This is a genomic window from Glaciihabitans sp. UYNi722 (assembly GCF_040549465.1).
Lineage (GTDB): Bacteria > Actinomycetota > Actinomycetes > Actinomycetales > Microbacteriaceae > Lacisediminihabitans.
Genome location: NZ_JBEPTL010000013.1, coordinates 55790 through 78298 on the forward strand (window position 1 = coordinate 55790; position 22509 = coordinate 78298).

19 protein-coding genes are annotated in these 22509 nt (G+C 65.6%); 10 read left to right on the forward strand and 9 right to left on the reverse strand.

Features of this window, described 5'->3' with window-relative positions; genetic code table 11:
* Nucleotides 1-1233, forward strand: coding sequence for an MFS transporter (locus tag ABIB56_RS11030; RefSeq protein WP_354569257.1), 1233 nt, complete (start codon nt 1-3; stop codon nt 1231-1233).
* A 67-nt stretch (nt 1234-1300) separates the two neighbouring features.
* On the opposite strand, the gene ABIB56_RS11035 is transcribed toward ABIB56_RS11030, so the two are convergent.
* Together ABIB56_RS11035 and pyrE are read right to left on the reverse strand one after the other, a co-directional pair.
* The gene (locus ABIB56_RS11035) at nt 1301-2566 is read right to left on the reverse strand and encodes a hypothetical protein (RefSeq protein WP_354569258.1); all 1266 of its coding nucleotides are present in this window, start codon (nt 2564-2566) and stop codon (nt 1301-1303) included.
* On the reverse strand, nt 2563-3114 hold the full coding sequence (gene pyrE / locus ABIB56_RS11040; protein ID WP_354569259.1) for an orotate phosphoribosyltransferase: 552 nt from the start codon (nt 3112-3114) through the stop codon (nt 2563-2565). The genes ABIB56_RS11035 and pyrE overlap by 4 nt, the downstream gene beginning before the upstream one ends.
* Before the next feature lie 134 nt (nt 3115-3248).
* Between pyrE and ABIB56_RS11045 the strand changes: the two genes are divergently transcribed.
* The 4 genes from ABIB56_RS11045 to ABIB56_RS11060 all read left to right on the forward strand — a co-directional run bounded on the left by ABIB56_RS11045 (nt 3249) and on the right by ABIB56_RS11060 (nt 7444).
* Nucleotides 3249-4082 (forward strand): exodeoxyribonuclease III, encoded by an 834-nt coding sequence (locus tag ABIB56_RS11045; RefSeq protein ID WP_354569260.1) that lies wholly within the window; start codon nt 3249-3251, stop codon nt 4080-4082.
* Between the two features lie 76 nt (nt 4083-4158).
* Entirely contained in the window at nt 4159-4839 is a 681-nt protein-coding gene (locus ABIB56_RS11050) for a GntR family transcriptional regulator (RefSeq protein ID WP_354569261.1), read from the forward strand.
* A gap of 243 nt (nt 4840-5082) precedes the next feature.
* On the forward strand, nt 5083-5898 hold the full coding sequence (locus ABIB56_RS11055; RefSeq protein WP_354569262.1) for an alpha/beta fold hydrolase: 816 nt from the start codon (nt 5083-5085) through the stop codon (nt 5896-5898).
* 142 nt (nt 5899-6040) lie between these two features.
* Nucleotides 6041-7444, forward strand: coding sequence for a DUF6421 family protein (locus ABIB56_RS11060; protein ID WP_354569263.1), 1404 nt, complete (start codon nt 6041-6043; stop codon nt 7442-7444).
* Here ABIB56_RS11060 and ABIB56_RS11065 read toward each other — a convergent pair.
* The 6 genes from ABIB56_RS11065 to ABIB56_RS11090 are packed head-to-tail and all read right to left on the reverse strand — an operon-like array spanning nt 7434 to nt 14821.
* Nucleotides 7434-9464, reverse strand: a complete 2031-nt coding sequence (locus tag ABIB56_RS11065) for a hypothetical protein (RefSeq protein ID WP_354569264.1) — start codon at nt 9462-9464, stop codon at nt 7434-7436. The genes ABIB56_RS11060 and ABIB56_RS11065 overlap by 11 nt on opposite strands.
* Before the next feature lie 36 nt (nt 9465-9500).
* A complete protein-coding gene (locus tag ABIB56_RS11070; protein WP_354569265.1) occupies nt 9501-10568 on the reverse strand; it encodes a glycoside hydrolase family 130 protein in 1068 nt (355 codons plus the stop codon).
* Between the two features lie 2 nt (nt 10569-10570).
* Complete coding sequence (locus ABIB56_RS11075) at nt 10571-11404, reverse strand: carbohydrate ABC transporter permease (protein WP_354569303.1); 834 nt, start codon at nt 11402-11404, stop codon at nt 10571-10573.
* Nucleotides 11405-11460: 56 nt separating this feature from the next.
* Nucleotides 11461-12414 (reverse strand): carbohydrate ABC transporter permease, encoded by a 954-nt coding sequence (locus ABIB56_RS11080; protein ID WP_354569266.1) that lies wholly within the window; start codon nt 12412-12414, stop codon nt 11461-11463.
* A 9-nt stretch (nt 12415-12423) separates the two neighbouring features.
* Complete coding sequence (locus ABIB56_RS11085) at nt 12424-13767, reverse strand: extracellular solute-binding protein (protein ID WP_354569267.1); 1344 nt, start codon at nt 13765-13767, stop codon at nt 12424-12426.
* On the reverse strand, nt 13760-14821 hold the full coding sequence (locus tag ABIB56_RS11090; RefSeq protein WP_354569268.1) for a LacI family DNA-binding transcriptional regulator: 1062 nt from the start codon (nt 14819-14821) through the stop codon (nt 13760-13762). Before ABIB56_RS11090 ends, ABIB56_RS11085 begins: the two co-directional genes overlap by 8 nt.
* A gap of 262 nt (nt 14822-15083) precedes the next feature.
* Between ABIB56_RS11090 and ABIB56_RS11095 the strand changes: the two genes are divergently transcribed.
* From ABIB56_RS11095 to ABIB56_RS11115, 5 genes are all read left to right on the forward strand, one after another.
* Nucleotides 15084-16376: a sensor histidine kinase gene (locus ABIB56_RS11095; RefSeq protein ID WP_354569269.1), complete on the forward strand. Its 1293-nt coding sequence runs from the start codon at nt 15084-15086 to the stop codon at nt 16374-16376.
* A complete protein-coding gene (locus ABIB56_RS11100) occupies nt 16373-17032 on the forward strand; it encodes a response regulator (protein ID WP_354569270.1) in 660 nt (219 codons plus the stop codon). The genes ABIB56_RS11095 and ABIB56_RS11100 overlap by 4 nt, the downstream gene beginning before the upstream one ends.
* A gap of 115 nt (nt 17033-17147) precedes the next feature.
* Nucleotides 17148-18032, forward strand: coding sequence for an ABC transporter ATP-binding protein (locus ABIB56_RS11105; protein ID WP_354569271.1), 885 nt, complete (start codon nt 17148-17150; stop codon nt 18030-18032).
* Entirely contained in the window at nt 18029-19132 is a 1104-nt protein-coding gene (locus ABIB56_RS11110; protein ID WP_354569272.1) for an ABC transporter permease, read from the forward strand. Before ABIB56_RS11105 ends, ABIB56_RS11110 begins: the two co-directional genes overlap by 4 nt.
* Nucleotides 19133-19210: 78 nt before the next feature.
* A complete protein-coding gene (locus tag ABIB56_RS11115) occupies nt 19211-20278 on the forward strand; it encodes a threonine aldolase family protein (RefSeq protein ID WP_354569273.1) in 1068 nt (355 codons plus the stop codon).
* Between the two features lie 94 nt (nt 20279-20372).
* On the opposite strand, the gene ABIB56_RS11120 is transcribed toward ABIB56_RS11115, so the two are convergent.
* Nucleotides 20373-22448 (reverse strand): acyltransferase family protein, encoded by a 2076-nt coding sequence (locus ABIB56_RS11120; RefSeq protein WP_354569274.1) that lies wholly within the window; start codon nt 22446-22448, stop codon nt 20373-20375.
* Nucleotides 22449-22509 lie beyond the last annotated feature (61 nt).

Sequence of the window (22509 nt, forward strand, 5' to 3'; positions counted from 1 at the left end):
GTGACCATCGCCACTGTTGAACTCGCCGGTGTGCAGCGACGAACGATTCGGGTACTGGTCGTCGGCCAGATCCTCGGCGGCCTCGGCATCGGCGCGACGCTGTCGATCGGATCGGTTCTCGCCACCCACGTCAGCGGCAGCGAAGCCTTCGCGGGAGCCGCAGCCACACTGAGCACACTGGGTGCGGCGGCGGCGGCTATCCCGCTCGCCCGCCTCGCCCAGCGCTTCGGCCGTCGGGTTTCACTATCGACAGGCACGCTCACCGCCATGGCCGGTGCCGTGATCACCATGGTCGCGGCGGCGCTGATGGCCTTTCCGCTGCTACTTCTCGGCTTCGGCCTTCTCGGCTTCGGTGGCGCTGTCGGCCTGCAGTCCCGCTTCGCGGCGACGGATGTTGCGAACCCCCGTCACCGCGGCCGAGACCTCTCCATCGTGGTGTGGTCGGCCACCATCGGATCGGTGATCGGCCCGAACCTATTCGGTCCGGGTGAAGTCATCGCACGGTGGTTCGGGATGCCGGAGCTCACCGGTTCCTTCGTGATCGCCGTGGCGGCGCAACTCGCCGCCGCCCTGGTCTACTTCCTGGCGCTGAGGCCGGACCCCTACCTCACCAGCCAGGCGCACCCCGTCGAGCCGACGATGGAGCCGAGAACGGGAACGGTTCGAAGTCGCAACCTGGTGATCTTCGCGATCGCGGTGCTGGGCATCAGCCACGCCGTCATGGTCTCGGTGATGTCGATGACCCCGGTGCACCTGGTGCATCACGGTGCATCGCTCACCGATGTGGGGCTCACACTGAGCCTGCACATCGCGGGCATGTTCGCCCTCTCCCCCGTCTTCGGCTGGCTGAGTGACCGTCTCGGGCGCCTTCCCGTCATCCTCATCGGCCAGGTGCTGTTCGGCCTCGCGCTCGGCTTCGTCGCGGTCGGAGAGAGTTCCGAGAGCCTCGTGACGGTCGGCCTGGTGCTGCTCGGACTCGGCTGGAGCGCTTCGACAGTGTCGGCATCCGCCCTCGTCAGCGATCTCGCGACGGGTGCCGCGCGCCCGAAAATCCAGGGACGCAGCGACCTGGTGATGAACGCTGCGGGCGCCATCGGAGGCGCATCGGCAGGCCCGGTACTCGCGATGATCGGCTACGCAGGGCTGGCCGGCGTGGTGGGGGTACTCGTCGTCGCCAGCGTGATCGGCGTGCTGGTCGTCGCGGTCCAGCGCACGCGCCTCACGGCTGCGTGAACACACCTTGACGGCTGCGTGAACACGACTCACCGCGGCCCGATCGCTCGGTGCTAGCTCTGGTTTCCTAGCCCGCCGTGTGAAGGCTGCCCGTGATCGGGCCCGCGGCTGAGCGACTCACGAAGCAGAAATAGTCGTGGTAGCCACCGGTCCACTCCTTGTCGGTCACCGGATAGGCCGCCTGGATCTGGATGTCGTTGTAGGCACCAGCCGTCGCCAGGTCGATCACACCCGGCGCCGTGCACAGCAGGTTGATCTGCGCCTGGAGTGCCGGTTCGCCAGGGTAGGTGGCGGCATCCGGGAAGGTTCCGCGGAACACCATCTGGGCCGGATGCGGCGCCGCGCAGTCGACCACGGTGAACGTCTCCGCCCACGGTGAAGGGAAGGGGTCGAGGCATTCGCCGCCGAGCAGGGCGTTCCACTTGTGCGCGCCGACGGCGACCGGTCCCACGGCGGGAGGAGTCGGCGACGGCGTGACAGACGGCGTCGGGCTCGCGCTCGGCGTCTTCGAGGAGGTAGCGACAGCCGGAGCCGGGCCGAGGAGCTCGGGAAGCTTCGTGCCGAGCAGGAACAGCACCACCAACGCCAGGACCGCGACCAGCCCGCTGGCGATCCCGAGCATGATCTTCTGGTTCTTCGGGATCGGTGCGCGGGGCGGCTTGGGGCCTGCGGGCGGCGTAGTGCCTGCGGGCGGTTTCGGGGTGTCCGGCTTCTTCTCCGCGAGCACCGGAGGAACGCCGATCAACGGCTCGTCCTCGTAGTCCTTGAAGTTCTGCTCACCGAGCAGGGAGTCGATGGTGGATGCCGCGGGCGCAGCGGTCTCCGAAGGCACCGGTTCGCGGCGCACCGAACCCGCCTCACCGGAGTTCAGCAGCTCGGTCGCCGGCGAATCCGTCGGCATCGCTTCGGTGGGCGGCGGCTCGACCGGGCTGGCTTCGGCTGGCGACGGCTCGACCGTGGGCTGCGGCTCTTCGGGCCGATCGACCGGTTCCGCGGGTGGGGGTTCAGTCGCGGGCGCAGGTTCGGTCGCGGGCGCAGGTTCGGTCGCGGGCGCAGGTTCGGTCGCGGGCGCAGGTTCGGTCGCGGGCGCAGGTGCGGAGGCCGCGAAAGGCCCACCAGCCCCCGCCTTGAGACCCCAGGTGAAGCCTGGCGAGGCCGAGGCAGGCGGGGTCGCCAACGGGTTGTTCAGTATGGGTGGATCGGGGAAAGCGCTCTTCGGTTTCGGCTTCTCCGATTCGTCGTCGAGGCCGAACTGCTTCGCGAGCCAGGCCTCCGAATCGATCTCTTCCTCGCCGTCGTCCGGTTCGTCGTGACCGTTTTTCTCGTCCGTCATTGGGCCAGCCCGAGGTCGGCGAGGCCGATCGCCGCGAAGTAGGGGTAGCCGGCCGCTTCAATCACCTCGCGAGCACCGGTGTCGCGGTCGACGACAACGGCGACCGCGGCGATCTCGGCACCGACCTTCTTGAGCGCCTCGATGGCGGCGAGCGGTGAGCCGCCGGTCGTAGAGGTGTCTTCGAGCACGATCACGCGCTTGCCCTCGAGCTCAGGGCCCTCGACCTGGCGACCTCGGCCATGGTCTTTCGGCTCCTTGCGCACGACGAAGGCGTCGTAGTCCAGCCCGCGGGCGGCGCCCTGGTGCAGGATCGCGGCCGCGATGGGGTCGGCGCCCATGGTCATCCCGCCGACTGCTACGACATCCGGAACCTCGGCGATGAGGTCGAGCATGACCTGGCCGATCAGCGGTGCCACACGGTGGTCGAGGCTGACCTTCCGCAGGTCGACGTAGTATGTCGCCTTCTTGCCGCTGGTGAGGGTGAAATCTCCGTGGAACACGGCCCCCGCAGAAATATGGTTGATGAGTTGCTGCCGCGCATCCGTCACGCGCCCGATTCTACCGGGGACGGATGCCGAACCCCATGTCACGCCGATTAGGTCACGGCAATCACATCACACCGACCACGTCGCACCGATCACATCGCACCGATCACCTCAGCCGCGCTGGCTAGGCTTGGCGCATGCGTGTTGCGACCTGGAACGTGAACTCCATCCGAGCGAGAGTCGGGAGAGTCGTCGACTGGCTCGGCCGTGAAGACGTCGACGTGCTGGCGATGCAGGAGATCAAGTGCAAGGAGAGCCAGTTTCCCTTCGAGCCATTCGAAGAGGCCGGCTACCAGGTGCAGCTGCACGGCCTCAACCAGTGGAACGGTGTCGCCTTCGCCAGTCGACTGCCGATGGAGGAGGTGACCGTCGGGTTTCCGGACGCTCCGGGTTTCGGTACGGAGAACGAAGACGGCACACTGCCCCTCGAGGCGCGAGCGCTCGGCGTGACGGTGAACGACGTGCGGCTGTGGAGCCTCTACGTTCCGAACGGGCGAGAGCTCGGGCATCCGCACCTCGACTACAAGCTCCGGTGGCTCGCCACCCTCGCCGAGGACACCCGCGGGTGGCTCGCCGCAAACCCCGACCAGCCGCTGGCGCTGATGGGCGACTGGAACGTCGCACCGCTCGACACCGATGTCTGGCCCACCTGGCCTTTCGAGACCAGCACGCACACCTCCGCTCCCGAGCGCGCAGCCTTCGCGAAGTTCGAGGAGGTTGGGCTCACGGATGTCGTACGCGAGCGGGTGCCGGAGGGCTTCACCTTCTGGGACTATCAGCAGCTTCGATTCCCGCGCAACGAGGGCATGCGCATCGACTTCATCATGGGCTCGAAGGCGTTCGCCGACCTCGTGACGGATGCCAGCATCCACCGCAATGAGCGGAAGGGCGACGCCCCGAGCGACCACGTTCCTGTGCTCGTAGACCTTGCCGACGATGACGAGGACGACGATCGGCCGATGATCTTCTAAACGCGTTCTTCGCTCATGATCGATTGGTCGACGTGGCGAGGCGAGGCGCCCCCGGGCGTGTCGCTAGAGTCGACTTGTGAGCGAGGCCGACGAGAATCCCATCCTCGCGCCCGGTGAAGAATCGGAGTCGTTCGCCAGCAGCCCCGTCGTCACCACGGTCTTCGACACCGTGCTTTCCGCAATTCACAACGGCGAACTGCAGCCCGGCGAGCACATCAGTGACGCGGTGCTCGCCGAACAGCTCGGCGTCTCTCGCACTCCGGTGCGCGAGGCCCTGCAACGACTGCGCGAGATCGGCATCATCGAGGCATCAGCGAGCCGGTTCACCAGGGTCGCGATCGTCAGTCCGCAGCAGACCGCCGACGCCATGGTCGTTTGGGTCGCCCTGTACGCCGCGCTCGTGATGGAGGTCATCCCGATCGTTCCGGCCGAGGTCGTGGCAGCGATGAAGCAGGATCACGAACGGTTCCAGCAGAGCCTCACCACCCTCGACATGCAGACGATCGCCACGGCCAACGCCGAGTATTTCAACCATCTGGTGGCCCTGTCGAAGAATCCAGCCTTGCAGCGCGGCATCAACTCCGTCGTGCATCAGATCCGTCTCGGCAGCCTGCACCTGCCAGAGCGCATCGATCTCAGCGCGCTCAGCGAGTCGCAGGCGCTCCTCGTAGCAGCGGCCCGCGATCACGACACAGCGGCAGCGCGAGGTGCGCTGCGGATGCTCGGACTCATCACCATCCCGACCGAAGAAGACTAGGGAGATTCACCCCACAACGGGGGGCCGTGTCCGTATTATGGGGGACCAATATACTGGTAGCTTTCTTACACCGGCATGAAAATGTCGGCACGATGACGACCAGCAGATACCCCGCTCGAAACCCGAATGACAGCGCTGCGAAGTCCGAATCGGGCGAACGTCGCCACATACCCAGGCGATTCAGCGGATTGGCCACACCCGATTGGCCAGTCCGCTGACCTGTTTCTGGCCTACCCTCGAAATATGCCCCATCTCGATGTCGAAGGCGCTCAGCTCTACTACGAGACCGATAGTCACATCTCGTCTCCCGCGCTGCTCCTGATCCACGCGGGTATCGCCAACCTGCGGATGTGGGATCCCCAGGTTCCTACGCTCGCCGAGAACCACTTCGTCATCCGCTTCGATACTCGCGGCTACGGGCAGACCACGACCGAGGATGTGGAGTTCTCCAACCGCGCGGATGCCCTCGACCTGCTCGATCACCTCGGCATCCAGAAGGCCACGCTGATCGGATGCGCACGTGGCGGCGGCATCGCCATCGACCTCGCCGTCGAGAACCCCGACCGGGTCGCCGGACTCCTCACCATCGGTTCTGGCCCGAGCGGTTTCCCGGAGACCGAGCTGACATCGGAAGAGGACGACCTGTTCGACCAGCTGGATGCCGCGTTCGAGGCAGGCGACTGGAACACGCTGTACGACCTCGAGGTGCGTCTCTGGTGCATCGGCCCCACGCGCAACGAGGCGGATCTCGACCCGGATTTCGTCGCCGCCGCCTACGAACTCAACCGGATGAACATCGCGCACGTCGATGATCGACCCGTTCCGATCCCACTCGAGCCGCCCGCCTACGACAGGCTCGTGGATATCGCCGTGCCGACCTTCGTGATGGTGGGCGAGCAGGATCTCTCCGCCGCGCTCACCCAGTACGAGTACCTGCTCTCGACGATTCCGGGCGCGGACGGCGCCACCTTCCGCGATTCCGCGCATATCCCGAGCGTCGAACGACCAGACATCTTCGAGTTGCTGCTCACCGGATGGCTGGCCCGACACAAGCTCTGAGCGCGACCCCGCACATCGCCCGCGGGTGACCCGGGTCGACGCAGCATTCCCGCGCCGGTATCAACCAAACGCCGCGAATCGGCGGATACCCTCGAAGGTACGGCACATTTCGTGCACATTTTCGAGGATCGGAGGTCGAACCATGTCACACATCACGAGCGCTGCCCGCACCGCGATAATCGGGGAACCCGAGGTTGTCGAAGACGTCACGACCTCCACGGGCTGGCTGAGCCTCAAGGCTGCGGTCACGAGCCTGCGCGCGTTGCAAACTCAGGACGGCAGCATCCAAAGCTCCGACGATCACGCGGATGCCCGCACCCTGGTTGGGCAGATCAGCACCGATCTCCTGAACTTCCGTGAGGTGTTCCCCCACGATTCGGACTACCTCTCCGCCCTCACTGTGGACTTCACGCGCTGGGCCGACAGCGGTTTCGGCGTGCCCGACTTTCTCGACTCGCTCGACGCATTCCAACCACAGCTCAACCGCGTGAACGGGCTACGCCACCTCGTCGTCTTTCCGATGTACACGCAGAACGGCAGCACCGACCGCCTGGTCGAGGCTGTGCTGGTCGAGGTGATCTGGCCGGAGTTCGTGGCAGAACTCGAGGCCGGCGACTACTCGAACAAGCTGTTCGTGCCGATCCGTTTCCTCGACTTCACCGCGGGCTACGACACGAACTCCGCCGTGCTGTTCCCTGAGACGATCGCGATGCGCGCCATCCCGACCTTCACCTGGGGTGCCATCTTCGCCGACCGCGAGGCTGCCCGATTCCGTCGGGTGGTACGCGCCGCGGCGGAGACGACCAAGCTCGAGCTTCCGGAAGGCGCCGCACGACTGCTCGACGACCAGCAGCTCACGGAGGAGACCTTCGTGATGTGGGATCTTATCCACGACCGCACCCACATGCGCGGTGACCTGCCATTCGACCCGTTCATGATCAAGCAGCGGATGCCGTACTTCCTCTACTCGCTCGAGGAGTTACGCTGCGACCTCACCGCCTACCGCGAGGCGGTGCGGCTGGAACGCGAACTCTCACAGCTCGAACCGGGGAAGATCTCGGCGACGCAGAAGCAAATTCTGGAGCACGCCAAACTCGTGCAGTACGCCGTGCTCTTCGATCGCATCTTCCGCTTCGCTATCTCCGGCACCAGGGTGCGCAACTACGACGGCCTCGGCGGCCAGCTGCTGTTCGCCTGGCTGCACCAGCACCACGTGCTGCACTGGACCGATACCCAACTCACGATCGACTGGGACGAGGTGCCGGAGATGGTGATCGCACTCGGCCGCGAGATCGAGGAGCTCTACTGGCGCTCGATCGACCGCCCGAAGACGGCGCACTGGCTCGCCGCCTACGACCTGGTCTCTGCGACGCTCACGCCGCATCCGGCATCCAACTGGGCCAGGCGTCAACTACCTCTCGACGGTCCGCCGAAGGGCTACACGGATGCTGTGCTGAACGACGAGTTCCCGCTCTCCATGTTCTACGAGGCACTCTCCAAGAAAATGGCCGGCGTCATCGAGTCGACCTCCGGCATCACCGCGTGACGACCGCGAAACCCCCAGCCCTCAGCACGATGGTCGCGGTACCCGTGATGGTGCGCTGCTGCGCGAGGTTGCCCGACCCGTCGTAGCTGCGCACCGTGGCCCGCTGCCCGGCGGTGCCGACAGTGGCCGGCAGAGGCAGCCTCGAGGTGGAGTGCACCAGCTCCGTGGATGCCGCGGGGCCCGTGAGGCTCAGGCGCGAGACGAGCGGCCGCACGATGAGCGCGTCGAGTTGCACGGTTCCGGCGAGGGAGGTCACCGAGACATCCGACCGCGACTGCACGATCGGCAACAGCAGTGACTGCGGGAGCAGCGCGCCAGGCGAAGCCGTGATGCCCTGCGCGCCGACCGCATGCTTCAGCACACCGATGGGGAACTTGCCGGTCTGCCAGAGCGACCGCGCAGAACCCGGGTTGGGCTGCAGGACCACGGGTTCGACGTGCCGGGCTCCGCTGGAGGGGCCGAGGTCGAATGTCGCCTTCCTACCGGGCGCGAGGGCGAGGTAGGCACCGCCGCCGAACTGGGATTCGCCGGTCCACGCAGAATCGGGAGTGACCACGGTGCCGGTCGTCGAGGTCGATGTCTCCGCCTCGACCACGCTGAGGCCGTCGCGAGCGCCGAGCGCCGGTGTCGCCTGGGCGCGGGCCGCGACATCCGGATTCGCATCGAGGGCGAGCATCGACAGCAGGCCGTGGATGGTGCTTTCCGCGCCGGAGTTGTGGTTCACCGTTCCGTCGGCCTGCACGCCGTCGAAGGTGACGCCGGTCGCCGGGTTGTAGATCGGCGAGCCTGACCTGTTGGCGCCAAAATACCAGCTGCCCATCATGCCTGCGATCTCCGTGAGCCCCGGACGCTTCGCCGCGGACGCCACGGCGAGCAGTGACTGCAGCCGCGAGTCGACGCCATAGGCGATCTGGGTCTTGTCGACGGGTGTCGGGTACCAGGCGTTGTCGGGTCCACCCTCCGTGAGCATCGTGGTCGTGAAGCCCACCGAATCGGCGAGCGCCGGCTTCAGCAGCTCCGACTTTCCCAGGGTCGTGGATGCCACGGCGAGCGCCGCCGGCATCTGCGATGCGTAGGCGTGCCACATCGACCGCGACTCGGCCCACGGCAGGATGGCGCCGTACGGCCAGGTGGTCGTGTCGCCCGATCCCATCGCGGCGATGCCCTCGGACAGCTGGGACAGGGCCGTGCGAGACGTCGAGTCGGACGGCGCCGCGGCCGAATAGGCGGAGAGTCCGAGCACGGCTTCGGCCGAGGCATCCGCTCCGTCCACGATCAGCCAGGCCGGCACCTTCACGCCGTCGGCGACCGCGTACTGCCCGTACTTGTCGAGCACCTCGCGGTTGAGGGCGGCGACGCCGAGCTGTAGTCGCTGCTGCAGGAACGCAGCGAACTGCGGATCAACGGACTTGAAGTCGGCGTAGCCCTCGCCGAACGCCCAGAGGCTGCGGGCCAGCCAGTAGCTGGGGCCGCTGTCTGACGGGTCGGGCAGCTCCACGGGCACCGGCGACGGATTGAACTGGCCGTCGGGCTGCATCCAGAGCACGACGTTGCCGGCGTTCGAACCGGACGAGGTCTGAAAGTAGGCGACTGAGCGCAGCAGTTCGTAGGCCTTCTGACGGCTCGAATCAGATCCGGTCTGCTGCCAGTGGCGCAGGTAGACGACGGCGGCGCGCGTGATGTCGTCGGCGTTGTAGGCGCCCTGGCCCCAGTGTCCGGTGGTGGGATCAAGCGGGCCACCGCCGACGCGCGCGAATGCGCCTCCGTCGCGGGCATCCGCGTAGGTCCACGGCATGGTGAGCTTCGGCTGATCAGCGATGTCGTAGGTGGTGTGACCGTCGACGACATTCGGCGACGCGGTGTCGAGCAGGAAGTCGAGATGAGCGAGATTCGTGAGCGGAGCCGGAGCTGCGGATGGGGGCGCTGCGGATGCCGGCGTGGTGGTCGCGAGCGAGAGCCCACCGGTGAGCGAGAGGGCCGCGATGACGGCGACCCAGCGGCGGGAGGTCTGGTTCTTCATTGAACTGTCCTTTCGTTGTGACGGTGCTCAGCTGGATCACACGTGATCGATGCGCGCGACCCCGATCTTCGAGTCGGCCATGCCGTAGAACAGGAATTTCTGGCCGTCGATCTCCTCGATCGCTGTCGGGAACACGACATTCGGCACGATGCCGCTACGTTCGTCCTCGGTCTCTGCAGACAGCAGCGGCTCGGTCGTGCGGGAGAGCACGATGGTGGGATCGTCCCCGTCCAGGATCATGCCGCCAGCCGCATAGTTCACCTTCTGCTGCTGCGAGAAGGCGCTGTCGATCGTTCCGGTGACGCCGTGATAGAGCACGAGCCAGCCTTCGTCGACCCGCACGGGTGGCGGGCCGCCGCCGATCTTGAGCGCCTCGAATGGCGACTCTGGCGCGGCAAGCATCCGGTGCCCTCGCCAGTTGACGATCGAACGGATGTCGCCAAGCACCTCGTCCACCGGCACGAAGCTCATCCAGATGCTCTGTCGCACGTCGTCGATGCCGGCCGGCACGCGCACTCCTTCGCCGGGCTTGAGGTCGTCGAGATCCCACATCGGACGGTGCAGGATCGCAAAGCTCTCCACCCCGTCCGGCGCGGTGACTGGCTCCGGAAAGAACACCGTGTCCTTGTTGTGAAAGAGGTTGAGATCCATGTCGAGCGCGTCGTCATAGACGAAGAGCGCGGGCCCGAGCCTCGTCCACTCGCGCAGATCAGTCGAAGTCGCGATCGCCGTACGCGGGCCGAGCGGACCGAATGCGACGTAGGTCATCACGTGCAGGTTGAGGCGCGGGATGAAGGTGACGCGCGGGTCTTCGACCCCCGAGTTCTTGGCTCCACGCTCCCATCCGCGATCCGGTTCGAGCACGATCCCCTCACGCTCGACACCGACGGGGACACCGGCGTCGATGATCACGCGAGCCAGCCCCACCCTGCTCACGTTGCCGGTGGCGACGAGCCTCGGGAGCAGATAGAGCGTGCCATCCGCCGAGTGGCCCGTCGCCGGGTTGAGCACGCCTTCCGCCTCGAGATCGTTCCCCTCCTCCGGCGTCATGATCACGCCCGCACGGGTGAGTGCGTAGGGGAAATCTGTTGTGGATGAAGCCATGGTCAACCTTTCACGCTTGAGCCGATGTCGGTCGAGATGAAGTAGCGCTGGAACACGATGAACAGGATCACGACGGGCGCCGCGAGCACCGCAGCCCCGGCCAGGGTCGCCCCGAAGGGGTTGGATGCCGTCGCCGCAACGTTCGAGATGTAGTTGGCGAGCGACACGGCGAGCGGCTGGAGGGCGGCATCCTTCGTGATCAGGAACGGCCAGAGGAACTCGTTCCACGGTCCGATGAAGGTCAGCAGCACGACGGTGACCATCGCCGGCCGCACCAGGGGAAGCGCCACGCTCCAGAGCAGTTTGAGTTCACCCGCCCCATCGATTCGCGCCGCCTCGAACAGTTCCTTCGGCAGTTGGAGGAAGTACTGGCGAAAAATGATCACCGCCGTCGAATTGATGGCGAATGGCAGGATCATGCCGAGGAAGTTGTCTGCCAGCCCGTAGTTGCGCGCGATCAGCACGTAGAGCGGAATGATGAGCAACTGGAACGGCACGACCTGCACCAGCAGCGCCAGCGCGAAGGTCACGCCACGGCCCCGCCACTGCAACTGTGCCAGCGCGTAGCCGACGAGCAGTCCGAACACCATGGTGCCGATGAGTACACCGGCGGTGAAGATGCCGGAGTTGAGCAAGCCCTGGAACAGATTGATTCGGGAGTTGATGTCTGTGTAGTTCTGGCCGGTCATGTTCGACAGGTTGGGCAGCGCACCCCCAAGGGAGGCATCCGATTTCGTTTGGAGCGAACCGATGATCATGTAATAGAACGGGAAGAGGAACGCGACCGCCCCGATGGCGAGCACAACACCCCGCAGGATGGTCTGGCCCCTCGACATCTTCGGCGCTGTGCGAGATCGGCGCGGAACGCGCGTTTGGACTCCGGTGACAGCCATCAGTCTCTTCCTCCTGCGAAGCGGTTCTGCAATAGGGCGATGATCAGTACGAGGATCACCAGGATGACGCCGATCGCCGCCGCGACATCCGGCTGGCCCTGCTCGATTCCGCGCTGGTACATGATCAGCACGGGAGAGGTCGACGCCCCGTCGGGACCACCGCCGTTGGTGAGCAGATACGGCTCTGTGAACAGGTTCGCCCCGGTCACTGTCGAGACGAGCAGCACCAGTACGGTGGCGGGGCGCACGCCCGGCACGGTCACGGAGAAGAACTGGCGGAGAGCGCCCGCGCCATCCGTCGATGCCGACTCGTAGAGTTCCTTCGGTACGCCCTGCAACGCGGCGAGGTAGAGCAGGATGTAGAAGCCGAGCTGCTTCCAGGTGACGAAGAACGCGATCACCGGCATCGCCCAGTGGTCGTTGATGAGCCACGAGGGGCTCGGAGCAAGCGGACCGAGGATGCTGTTGACCAGTCCACCGTCGTTGAAGAGGAAGCTCCACACCGCCACCACGGCCACGCTCGCCGTGACGTACGGAATGTAGTAGCTCACCCTCAGGAACGTGCGGGCGTGCACCACCCGGTTGAGTGCCGTCGCGAGCAGCATCGAGAGCACGACGGTGAGAGGCACGTTGATCAGCAGGAACACCCCGACGTTACCGAAGGAGCGGATGACCGCGGGATCGGTCAGCACCGTCACGAAGTTCTGCAGTCCGACGAAGGGTCGCGGAACGTCGGCGCCGGGGGCGGCGAAGAAGAAGTCGTGGAAGGAGATCCAGACCGAATATCCGAGCGGATATGCGAAGACCGCGATCACGAAGACCAGGTACGGCGCGCTGAAGAGGAGCCCGAGTGGATTGCGTCCGAGCGGGCGACGCCTGCGGCGCCGACCCTCCGAGGTGGACTGGGCGGCTGGGGACTGCGAGTCCCGCGGGGAGGTAATCGTCGATGTCATGATGGCCGCCTAGGGTTGTTTCGCGATCGAATCGATCTTCTGCGCTGCGTCATGCAGCGCACTCTTCACGTCCTGATTGCCGAAGATCACCGATCTCGACCATGAGTCGCGGAAGGCCTGGAGCATCTGGACGGTATTCGGCCCGGTCGGTACCTCCACCGTGCGTGAGGCCGCATCTCCGAACGCCTTGTAGGAGGGGTTCTTGTCGAAGTAGGCGGCATAGGTGGTGGCCAGGTCCTTGCGCAGCGGCATCTGGCCGCTCAGCTCGAGGAGCTTGGCATCCTGTGCCTTGCTGGTGGAGAACTTGAGCACATCCCAGGCCGTGCCCTGGTTCTTGCAGGCCGTGTAGAGGCCGATGTTCTTGGCATCGCTGAAGGTCCAGGTCTTGTCAGCGGCCAGACCGTCCTTGGTCGGCACGGGAACCGAGCCCCACTTCACTTTGTCTTTGTAGACGGCGACCGCCCACGGGCCGACGATCGCCATGGCGGCCTTGCCGTCGGCGAATGCGTCGCCCTGGTATTTCTCCTTCCCGGCGAGTTTGTCTTTGTAGAGAGTCGCCCAGAAGTTGGCGACATCCCTGCCCGCCTGGTCGTCGAAGGTGGCCTTGTTGTTCTCGACTATTTGCTTGCCGCCGGTCTCGGCCGCATACAGCGGATAGAAGTCGAACTGGCTCTGGAAGAACTCGCTCGACGGGGCAGGCAGAATAGCGTTGGGCGCCACACCGGACGCCACCAGCTTCTTCGAAGCGGCGATGAACTCGGCATAGGTGGCGAGCTTCGGGTGGTCGGGGTCGAGGCCGGCCTTGGCGAACATCTCTTTGTTGTAGAAGATCGTCACCGGGTTCGACTTCCACGGCATCTGGAAGTAGTCGCCATCGGTGTTCTTGTATTGGTCGGCGACGGCACCACTACGGGCTTCGATGTAGTTTGCGGCGCCGGGGATCTTGGAGAGGTCGACGAGTCCGACCTGCTTTTCGAACTGTCCGACGGCGGAGGGCGCCGTGTTGTAGATCAGACATGGAGAGTTCCCGGCGGTGATGGCGGCACCGATGACCTCCTCGCTGGTCTTGCCCGCGGGGATCTCCTGGCCCTTCACCTGCTCGTCAGGGTGATCTTTGTTCCAGGCTGCGACCATCTGCTTGCCCCACTCGACCTCCTGCTGGTTGTTGGAGTACCAGACAGTGATGGGACCCTTGGACGAATTGGGCTTGTTCGTCGTCACGGTACCGCTGCCGCTGCAGGCGGCGAGCAGCAGAGAACTCGCGGCGAGTGCGGCGACGGCCAGCACCATCCGGCTCCGTCTTCCTCTATTGCGCATCGCGCGGTCGTTACGACTTCGGTGTCGTTCAGTCACGATCGGTTCCTTTCCTTGGGTAGGGGATATCGGTGGTGGGGGGCGGCGCGCTGGATTCGCGCACCACGAGCTGCGCGGGAGCGAGCTCGATGTCGTCGCCTTGCTCGCCCGCGATCACGCGCAGCAGCAGTTCTGCGGCCTGCCGGCCCCAGTCCTGTACGGCGGTGGTCACGGTGGTGAGCGACGGGTAGATGTAAGCTCCGATGTCGCTGCCGTCGAATCCGGTGATCGAGAGGTCGCGCGGCACGTCGAATCCGGAGCGCTGGGCCACACCGAGCCCCGCGATGGCCATCACATCGTTGGAGTAGACGATCGCCGTCGGCCGATCGGCGAGCTTGAGAAGTTCGCGGGTGGCCCGCGCGCCGTCCGCGGCGGTGAAGTCCGTCTCGACGACGAGGGTGTCGACCAGGCCGCGTTCCTGCAGCGCACTCGCGAAGGACTCGCTGCGGCGAATGCCGTGCAGCATGCGCGACGGACCCGCGACGTGGGCGATGCGCTGGTGACCGAGATCGGCGAGATGCGCCACGACGGAGCGGATGCCGGGGCTGTCGTCCACCGAGATCGCGGGGAACGGCGACTCGATGTCGGGGTGCCCGAGGGTGATCGCCCGCAACCCGAGCTCGTGGACCAGTGCGACACGCGGATCGTTGCGCCGCAGGTCGCTGAGGATCACCCCGTCGATACGACCGTGGTCGGCGAGCTGACGATAGCTGGCGAACTCGGCCGCCTCGCTCTCCACCATGCTCAGCACGAGCGTCTGTCCGACCGGTGCGAGCGCGGCCTCGACGCCGGAGATGAATGCCGGAAAGAACGGGTCGCCCGACATGATCTCGGGATCGCGGGCGATGACCAGCCCGAGTGCGAAAGCGCGGTCGGTGCTCAGCGACCGCGCACGAAGGCTGGGGCGCCATCCCATCTCGTTGGCGACGTCGAGGATGCGCAGGCGGGTATCGGCGGCGACTCCGGGCCTGTCGTTCAGGGCGAAGGAGACCAGTCCTTTGCTCACGCCGGCTTCGCGCGCGACATCGGAGATCGTCGGGCGTTGCTTCGCCATCGAGACCTCCACGTTGAGTTGTTGTCGCTGGTTCGATCATTCTGAACCGGTTTAGATAACCTATACCGGTTAAAAACATCCATCAACCCCTTGTTTTTCGGCGGCTTCTTTCGTTGAGGTGCGCCAAATGGTGTTGAGGTGCGCCAAATGGTCCTTCCGGGGGCTTGGGAGGCACCATTTGGCGCACCTCAATAGTCGAACACCCGCGCAATTCCGCCCCGCGGGGATTGCCAGGGCGGATGCCGCGGCTAGCGTTGTTTGCGTGAGCGCTGCAGCATCCGATCCCCTCGACACCGAATGGGTGCGCCCGCTGCCCGACCGACGTGGATACCGCGGCGACGGCATCCTGGCCGCGGTGGTGCTTTTCGGCACCACCATCAGCCTGCTGCTCTACAGCAGGTCCGGGATCTATCCGAACCAGGCTCCGATATGGATCGACGTACTCTTCCTGTTCGCAACGAGTGTGCCGCTCGCCTTCCGTCGTCGCGTACCGGAGATCGTCGCGATCGTGACATCCATCGTCTTCGCGGCGGCCCAGCTGCTCAGCGTCCCTGAGCTGCTGTTCAGCAACATCTCGCTCTTCATCGCCCTCTACTCGCTCGGTGCCTGGGGCAGAAGTCGGCCGCGCGCCACCCTCGTGCGCCTGCTCATCATCGTCGGCATGTTTGTCTGGATCCTGATCGAACTCATCGCTCGCGCCAGCAATCCGACTGCACTACCGGAGATCTCGCGGGTCGGGATGCTCTCGCCGCTCGTCGCATTCGGACTCATCCAGATCCTCACCAACCTCCTCTATTTTGGCGGCGCCTACTATTTCGGCGATCGTGCGTGGGCTGCGGCACGACAGCGTTCGGCCCTCGAGGCGCGCACGAGGGAGCTCGCTTCCGAGCGTGAGCGCAACGCCGACCGGGCGGTAGCGACCGAGCGCCTGCGCATTGCGAGGGAACTACACGACGTCGTCGCGCACCACGTCTCCGTCATGGGGGTGCAGGCGGGAGCTGCGCGCCGCGTGCTCTCGACGAATCCGGAGCAGGCCGCGGCATCCCTCGAAGCGATCGAGTCGAACGCCCGCAGCGCCATCGACGAGCTGCATCACATGCTGTCAACGCTCCGAGACGACGAGACGACGGATGCCGCGACCGAGAGCCCGAGCACCCGCGGAGTCGCGCAGCTCGCCGACCTGGTGCACGAGGCGGAGGAGGCAGGGCTTCCCATCCGTTTCAGCACCGTCGGACAGTCGCGCGCGCTCCCCGCTACCATCGGCGTGATCGTCTTCCGCATCGCGCAGGAGGCGATCACCAACGCACTCAAGCACGCCGGCCCCGGCGCCGACGTCGACATGCGGCTGCGCTACCTGGACACGGCGGTGGAGATCGAGGTGAGCGACACCGGAGCAGGACGGGTCGGTCCGGCCTCAGGTGTCACCTCCGGTCACGGACACATCGGCATGCGGGAGCGGGTGGGAGCTGTGGGTGGCAGCATCGAGATCGGAGCACGCACGCGCGGCGGTTACCTCGTGCGCGCGGCGATCCCCACCAACGAGGACAGGTCGTGAGCGACATCCGCGTGCTGCTGGTCGACGACCAGGAGCTGGTGCGCGGCGGATTCCGGGTGATCCTCGAGAGCGAGCCCGGCATCACGGTGGTCGGTGAGGCCGGCACGGGGGCAGAGGCGATCTCGCGCGCGAGGGAACTGCATCCGGATGTCATCTGCATGGACGTGCAGATGCCCGGCATGGATGGCCTGGAGGCCACGCGACGCATCGCCGAACTCGGCCTGGGCGGCGAGGTGCTGATCCTCACCACCTTTGATCGCGATGACTACCTTTTCGATGCGCTGCAAGCGGGAGCCAGCGGATTCCTGCTGAAGAATGCCTCGCCGGAGAAACTGGTCGAGGCGGTGCAATCGCTCGCTCGCGGCGATGCGCTGCTCTCACCGGACGTGACACGACGCGTGATCGAGCGCTTTGCCGGCCGTGCACCCGCGATCACCGAGAGCACGGCGGCGCACGACCTCAGCACCCGAGAACGCGAGGTTCTTGGGCTGATCGCGCTCGGCATGAGCAACGCCGAGATCGCCACGCGGCTGTTCGTCGGTGAGGCGACCGTGAAGTCGCACGTGTCGAAGGTGCTGCAGAAACTGGGGCTGCGCGACCGGGTGCACGCCGTGGTCTTCGCCTACGAGAACGGGATTGCGGTTCCCGGCGCGTAGCACTCCGCATCGGTAGCACTCCACATCCAGGATGACCCCGAAAACCCGTCTCCCGGGGGATGCCGACAGCACCCCGCCTCTTCTAGCGTGGAGTCACGACACGAGAGGGAGCGGCATGCTGCAGATCGACGGGGTTTCGAAGACATACGGTGAACGCGCCGCGGTCTCCGACGTGAGTTTCGCGGTGGGAGACGGACGCATTACCGGTTTCGTCGGCGGCAACGGCGCCGGCAAGACGACAACGATGCGCATCATCCTCGGCGTACTCGACGCGGATTCCGGGCAGGTCACCCTCGGCGGAGAGAAGCTGACGGCATCCGATCGTCGCATCTTCGGCTACATGCCTGAAGAGCGCGGCCTCTACCCGAAGATGCGGGTCTCGGAGCAGATCGTCTACCTCGGGCGGCTGCACGGCATGAGCCAGCGCGACGCCCAGGCGAGCACCACACGGCTGCTCGACCGCCTGGAACTCGCGGCCCGCGCCAACGATCCGGTGGAGAGTCTTTCGCTCGGCAACCAGCAGCGCGCACAGATCGCCGCAGCCCTCGTGCACGAGCCGGAGGTGCTCATCCTCGACGAGCCATTCTCCGGCCTCGACCCGATGGGTGTCGAGACAGTGCTCGGCGTCCTTCGGGATGCCGCGGCCGGCGGTGCACCCGTGCTGTTCTCCAGCCACCAACTCGACCTGGTCGAGCGCCTCTGCGACGATCTCGTCATCATCTCGGAGGGAACGATCCGCGCCAGCGCCTCACGCGACGAATTGCGCGCCCAGCACGGACACGCCCGCTGGGAACTCGTGGTCGACGGCGACGTCGGCTGGATTCGCGACGTGCCAGGCGTGACCGTGATCGAGTTCGACGGCGGACACGCGCTGTTCGAGGCTACCGATCCGTCGATCGCCCAGGGCGTTCTCCGCCGGGCGATGGACTCGGGCGGAGTCACACAGTTCGCTCCGCAGCATCCATCACTCGCGCAGATCTTCACGGAGGTAATCGAATGACCAGGACGGTAGCCCCCACATTCGCCCAGAGCACCTGGCTCGTGGCCCATCGTGAGATCACGATGCGGCTTCGCAGCAAGGCGTTCCTGATCTCCACCGGCATCCTCCTGCTGGCGGTACTCGCCTCGATAGTGATCGGGAGCATCGCCAGCGCCAACGCGTCCGAGCCGAAGGTCGCCGTGGTGGGATCCGCAACGGCAGTGGTGAAGCATGCCAAGGGTCTCGACGTGCGTGAATCCGACTCCGTCGCGGCCGCCACCAGGCTGGTAAAGAACGGCACTGTCGACGCCGCAGTTGTGCCGGCCGACAAGAGCGATTCGCCGCTCGGCATCAGCGTGATCGCCAACGACTCGGCACCGGAGGGCGTGATCACGCAGCTGAGCGTCGCGCCGACGGTCACGCTGCTCAATCCGCCGACACAGAACGGGCTGCTGGTCTACTTCGTCGCTCTCGCCTTCGGCCTGGTCTTCTTCATGTCGGCCATCACCTTCGGCAGCACCATCTCGCAGAGCGTGGTGGAGGAGAAGCAGACCCGCGTGGTGGAGATTCTGATGTCCACCATTCCGGTCAGGACACTGCTGGCGGGCAAAGTGCTCGGCAACAGCATCCTCGCCTTCACGCAGATCGCGGTGATCGCCCTGCTCGCGGGGATCGGTCTGCTGGTGACCGGCCAGTCCGGGTTGCTCGGAACCCTCGGGCCATCCATCATCTGGTTCGTGGTGTTCTTCGCCTTCGGGTTCGTCCTGCTGGCTGCGCTGTTCGCGGCCGCGTCATCCCTGGTCTCCCGCCAGGAGGATGTCGCCTCGGTCACGACGCCGGTGACGATGCTCGTGATGATCCCCTACTTCCTGGTGATCTTCTTCAATGACAACCCGCTGGTGCTCGGCATCATGTCCTACGTGCCGTTCTCGGCGCCGGTGGGGATGCCGATGCGCATCTTCCTCGGTACAGCACAGTGGTGGGAGCCGATCCTGTCGCTGGTGGTCCTGCTGCTGTCGACGGCTTTCGTGATCGCGATCGGATCGCGGATCTACTCCAACTCGCTGCTGCGGATGGGCGGCAGGGTCAAGCTCTCCGACGCCCTGGCCAGCCAGCGCTGAGTTTCTGGAGAGCACTGAGTTTCTGGAAAGCACTGAGCTTCTGGAAAGCGCTGGGACTCCGGATGCGAGACTAGAGGAATGACGCGACTGCATGACCCGGACTACCGTGGCTTCGCCTCCGACAACTACGCGGGTGCGCACCCGGAGGTGCTGGCGGCGATCACCGAGGCCAACGGTGGACACCAGATCGCCTACGGCGAAGACGTCTACACCTCCCGCCTGCAGGAGGTAATGAAACAGCACTTCGGCGAGCCGGCCGAGGCGTTCCCGGTCTTCAACGGCACGGGTGCGAACGTCACCGCGCTCACCTCGATCCTGCCGCGCTGGGGCGCCGTGGTCGCAACGAGCACCGCGCACATCCACACCGATGAGGGTGGCGCACCGGAGCGCATCAGCGGCCTCAAGCTGCTGACCATCCCCGCGCCCGACGGCAAGCTCACCCCGGAACTGATCGACCAGGAGGCCTGGGGTTGGGGCGACGAGCACCGCCCACAACCGCTCGCCGTGAGCATCACCCAGACGACAGAGCTCGGCACCCTCTACACGGTGGACGAGGTGCGCGCCATCGCCGACCACGCCCACTCATTGGGCATGACCCTACACATGGATGGCGCCCGCATCTCGAACGCGGCCGCGGCCCTCGCGGTGCCGTTCCGCGACTTCACGACGGATGCCGGGGTCGACATCCTGAGTTTCGGCGGCACCAAGAACGGCCTGCTCTATGGCGAGGCGGTCGTGGTGCTGAACCCGCACGTCTCCGATGGTCTGGTGTACCTGCGCAAGCTCAACATGCAGCTCTCGAGCAAGATGCGCTTCGTGAGCGCACAGCTCATCGCGCTGCTGACCGACGAGCTGTGGCTGAAGTCCGCGCACCACTCGAATGCCATGGCGACGCATCTGCGTCACTCCCTCGAATACGCGATCGCTGGCGGCACCATCTCAGGCCTGTCGTTCAGCCAGCAGACCCAGGCCAACGCCGTTTTCGCCGTGCTGTCGAACGATGCGGCCGACCGCATCCGCGAGAGGGTGCGCTTCTACGACTGGGATCGCGCGAAAGGCGAGGTGCGCTGGATGACCGCCTTCGACACGACGGAGGCGGATGTCGACACCTTCGTGGCTGCGATCACCGAGGAGCTCGGCGCCTGAGCCCATCCCGACCGCGCGGTATTTCGTCAACGGCGCGGCGGTTACAACATCCGCGCGGTTGACGACACCCCGCGCTGACGGGAGTGCTGCGCGCTCAGTGAGCGGGGAGCGCGCTGGTGATGGCCTTGCCGATGAGGTTTGCGAGGGTGAGCGTCCAGGTCACGGTGAGGTGATCCTGATCGCGGTAGACGTTCGCCCCACCGACCACGCTGAAGCAGTCCGTCGTGTCGCAGTACTTGTCGGTGAAGTCGAGGAGCGTGGCTCCGCTGTCCTTAGCCGCGACCCCGATCGGGTCCGTCTTCGACAGCACGTCCGCGCGCTTCTCTGTACAGTCCTTCGGCGAGCTGAGTCGAAGGCACTTGTTCGGATCGGTGAGAAAGTCCGGATTATCGACGAGCGCCACGATGGGTGCGCCCTTCGCCTGGGTCCACGCCTTCGAGAATCCGGCGGCAATCTCCGCGGTCTTTTCTGCGCTCGTGGTCGCTGTCGTCACGTAGGGGGTGGCGTGCAAGGCCGTCACGAAGATCGCGCCATAGGCCGGCTGTTTACCAAGTTCAGCCTTGAGATTGACCAGCCACTGCTGGCAGGAGTCGGTGAAGGCAACGCTCGGGCCACCGATCGGGGTGGTGTTCCACGGGCACGCTCCCTTGAGATAGGTGGTGAGCGACCAGCCGTTCTTCGCGGCGAGCTTCTTCATCGTCTCGATGTACTGGTACGCGTGGCTGTCGCCGATGAGCGCGACCTTCGGAGCGTTCGGCGACGTTGACCCGAAGTGGCAGGCCTTCACGGCCGACTCGTTGAGCTGCACGAAGCAGTCGTTGTTGCCTGGCTTGTCCGCGTTGCCGAAGCCGGCGTCGGGGATGACCTTGCCGGCGAGCTTCGGATTGCTGCAGTCTGCGGTCTGTTCTGCCCCGAAACACTCCGGCGGATTCGCGCTGATCTTCTGCAGTTCCGCTGCGGCCGCCTGGTACTTGGGATTGTTGATCGCGAAGGCGCCGGCCACGAACAGGGTCGAGACCAGCATCAGCGCGATCATGAAGCCGTAGGTGAATCGTGGCTTCCGTGTGGTGAAGAACTTCCAGGTTCGCGCCGGGTCTTCGATATAGCGCTTGGTCAGCCAGCCAAGCACGAAGGAGGCCAGCAGCAGCGCGATGCGGTTGATGCCGTCGAGCCCCCAACCCGGAATGTATGGCGCGATGATGATGAGCGGCCAGTGCCAGAGGTAGACCGAGTACGAGATGTCGCCGATGAACCGCTGAGGGCGGCCGCCGAGCACGCTGCCGATGTCCCACCAGTGCTCCGCACGCGATGAAACGAGGATGGCGGCCGCCCCGAGCACGGGCACGAGGGCCGCGTATCCGGGGAACTGGGTGTTCGGGCCAAACTTGTATGCCGAAACGAGAATGGCTACGAGACCGGCATAGCCGATGATGTTCGGCCACCATGCGCCGCGGGGGCGGAACCTGGGCAGCAGGGCGAGAATGGCCCCCGCGCCGAACTCCCAGACCCTGGTGAAGGTGACGAAGAAGGCCTCCGCCGGGTTGTTGTGCGTGTAGAGCACCGAGGCGACGAGTGAGATCAGGCTGACCAGGACCACGAGGACAACCATCGCGAGCCATCGGCGCCGCCCGAAGAACCTGACGCCGAGCCAGGTCGCCGCGAGCAGCAGCAGCGGCCAGAAGATGTAGAACTGCTCCTCGAGCGAGAGCGACCAGTAGTGCTGCACGGCCGTAGCGTCGTGCGAGGCCAGATAGTTGACCGAGCTGGCGGCGAGGGACCAGTTCTCGAAATAGAAGGTGCTCGCCAATATCTCGCGCAGCGAGTCGACGAGGCTCGACAGCGGCAGGATGAAGAAGGTCGCCAGTGTGGAGAAGATGAGCACGGTGATGGATGCTGGCAGCAGGCGTCGCACCCGCTTGCCCCAGAAGCTCGGCAGCGCAATCCGCCCCGTGCGCTCGATCTCGCGCGCGAGCTGGCCGGTGATCAGGAACCCGGAGATCACGAAGAAGATGTCGACGCCGATGTACCCGCCGGAGAGCCGGCCTGGCCAGAAGTGGTAGAGCACCACGAGGATGACCGCGATCGCCCGCAGGCCCTGCACATGGGGCAGAAAGTGAGTCGGCTTGGTCTGTGCGGTTCGCTCGCGGTGGCGGCTGCGGGTTTCAGACATCGCGGATCAGGCTATCATCCCCGTGTCGATCGGGAGCCGCGCCCACGCGACAGCCCGCGCA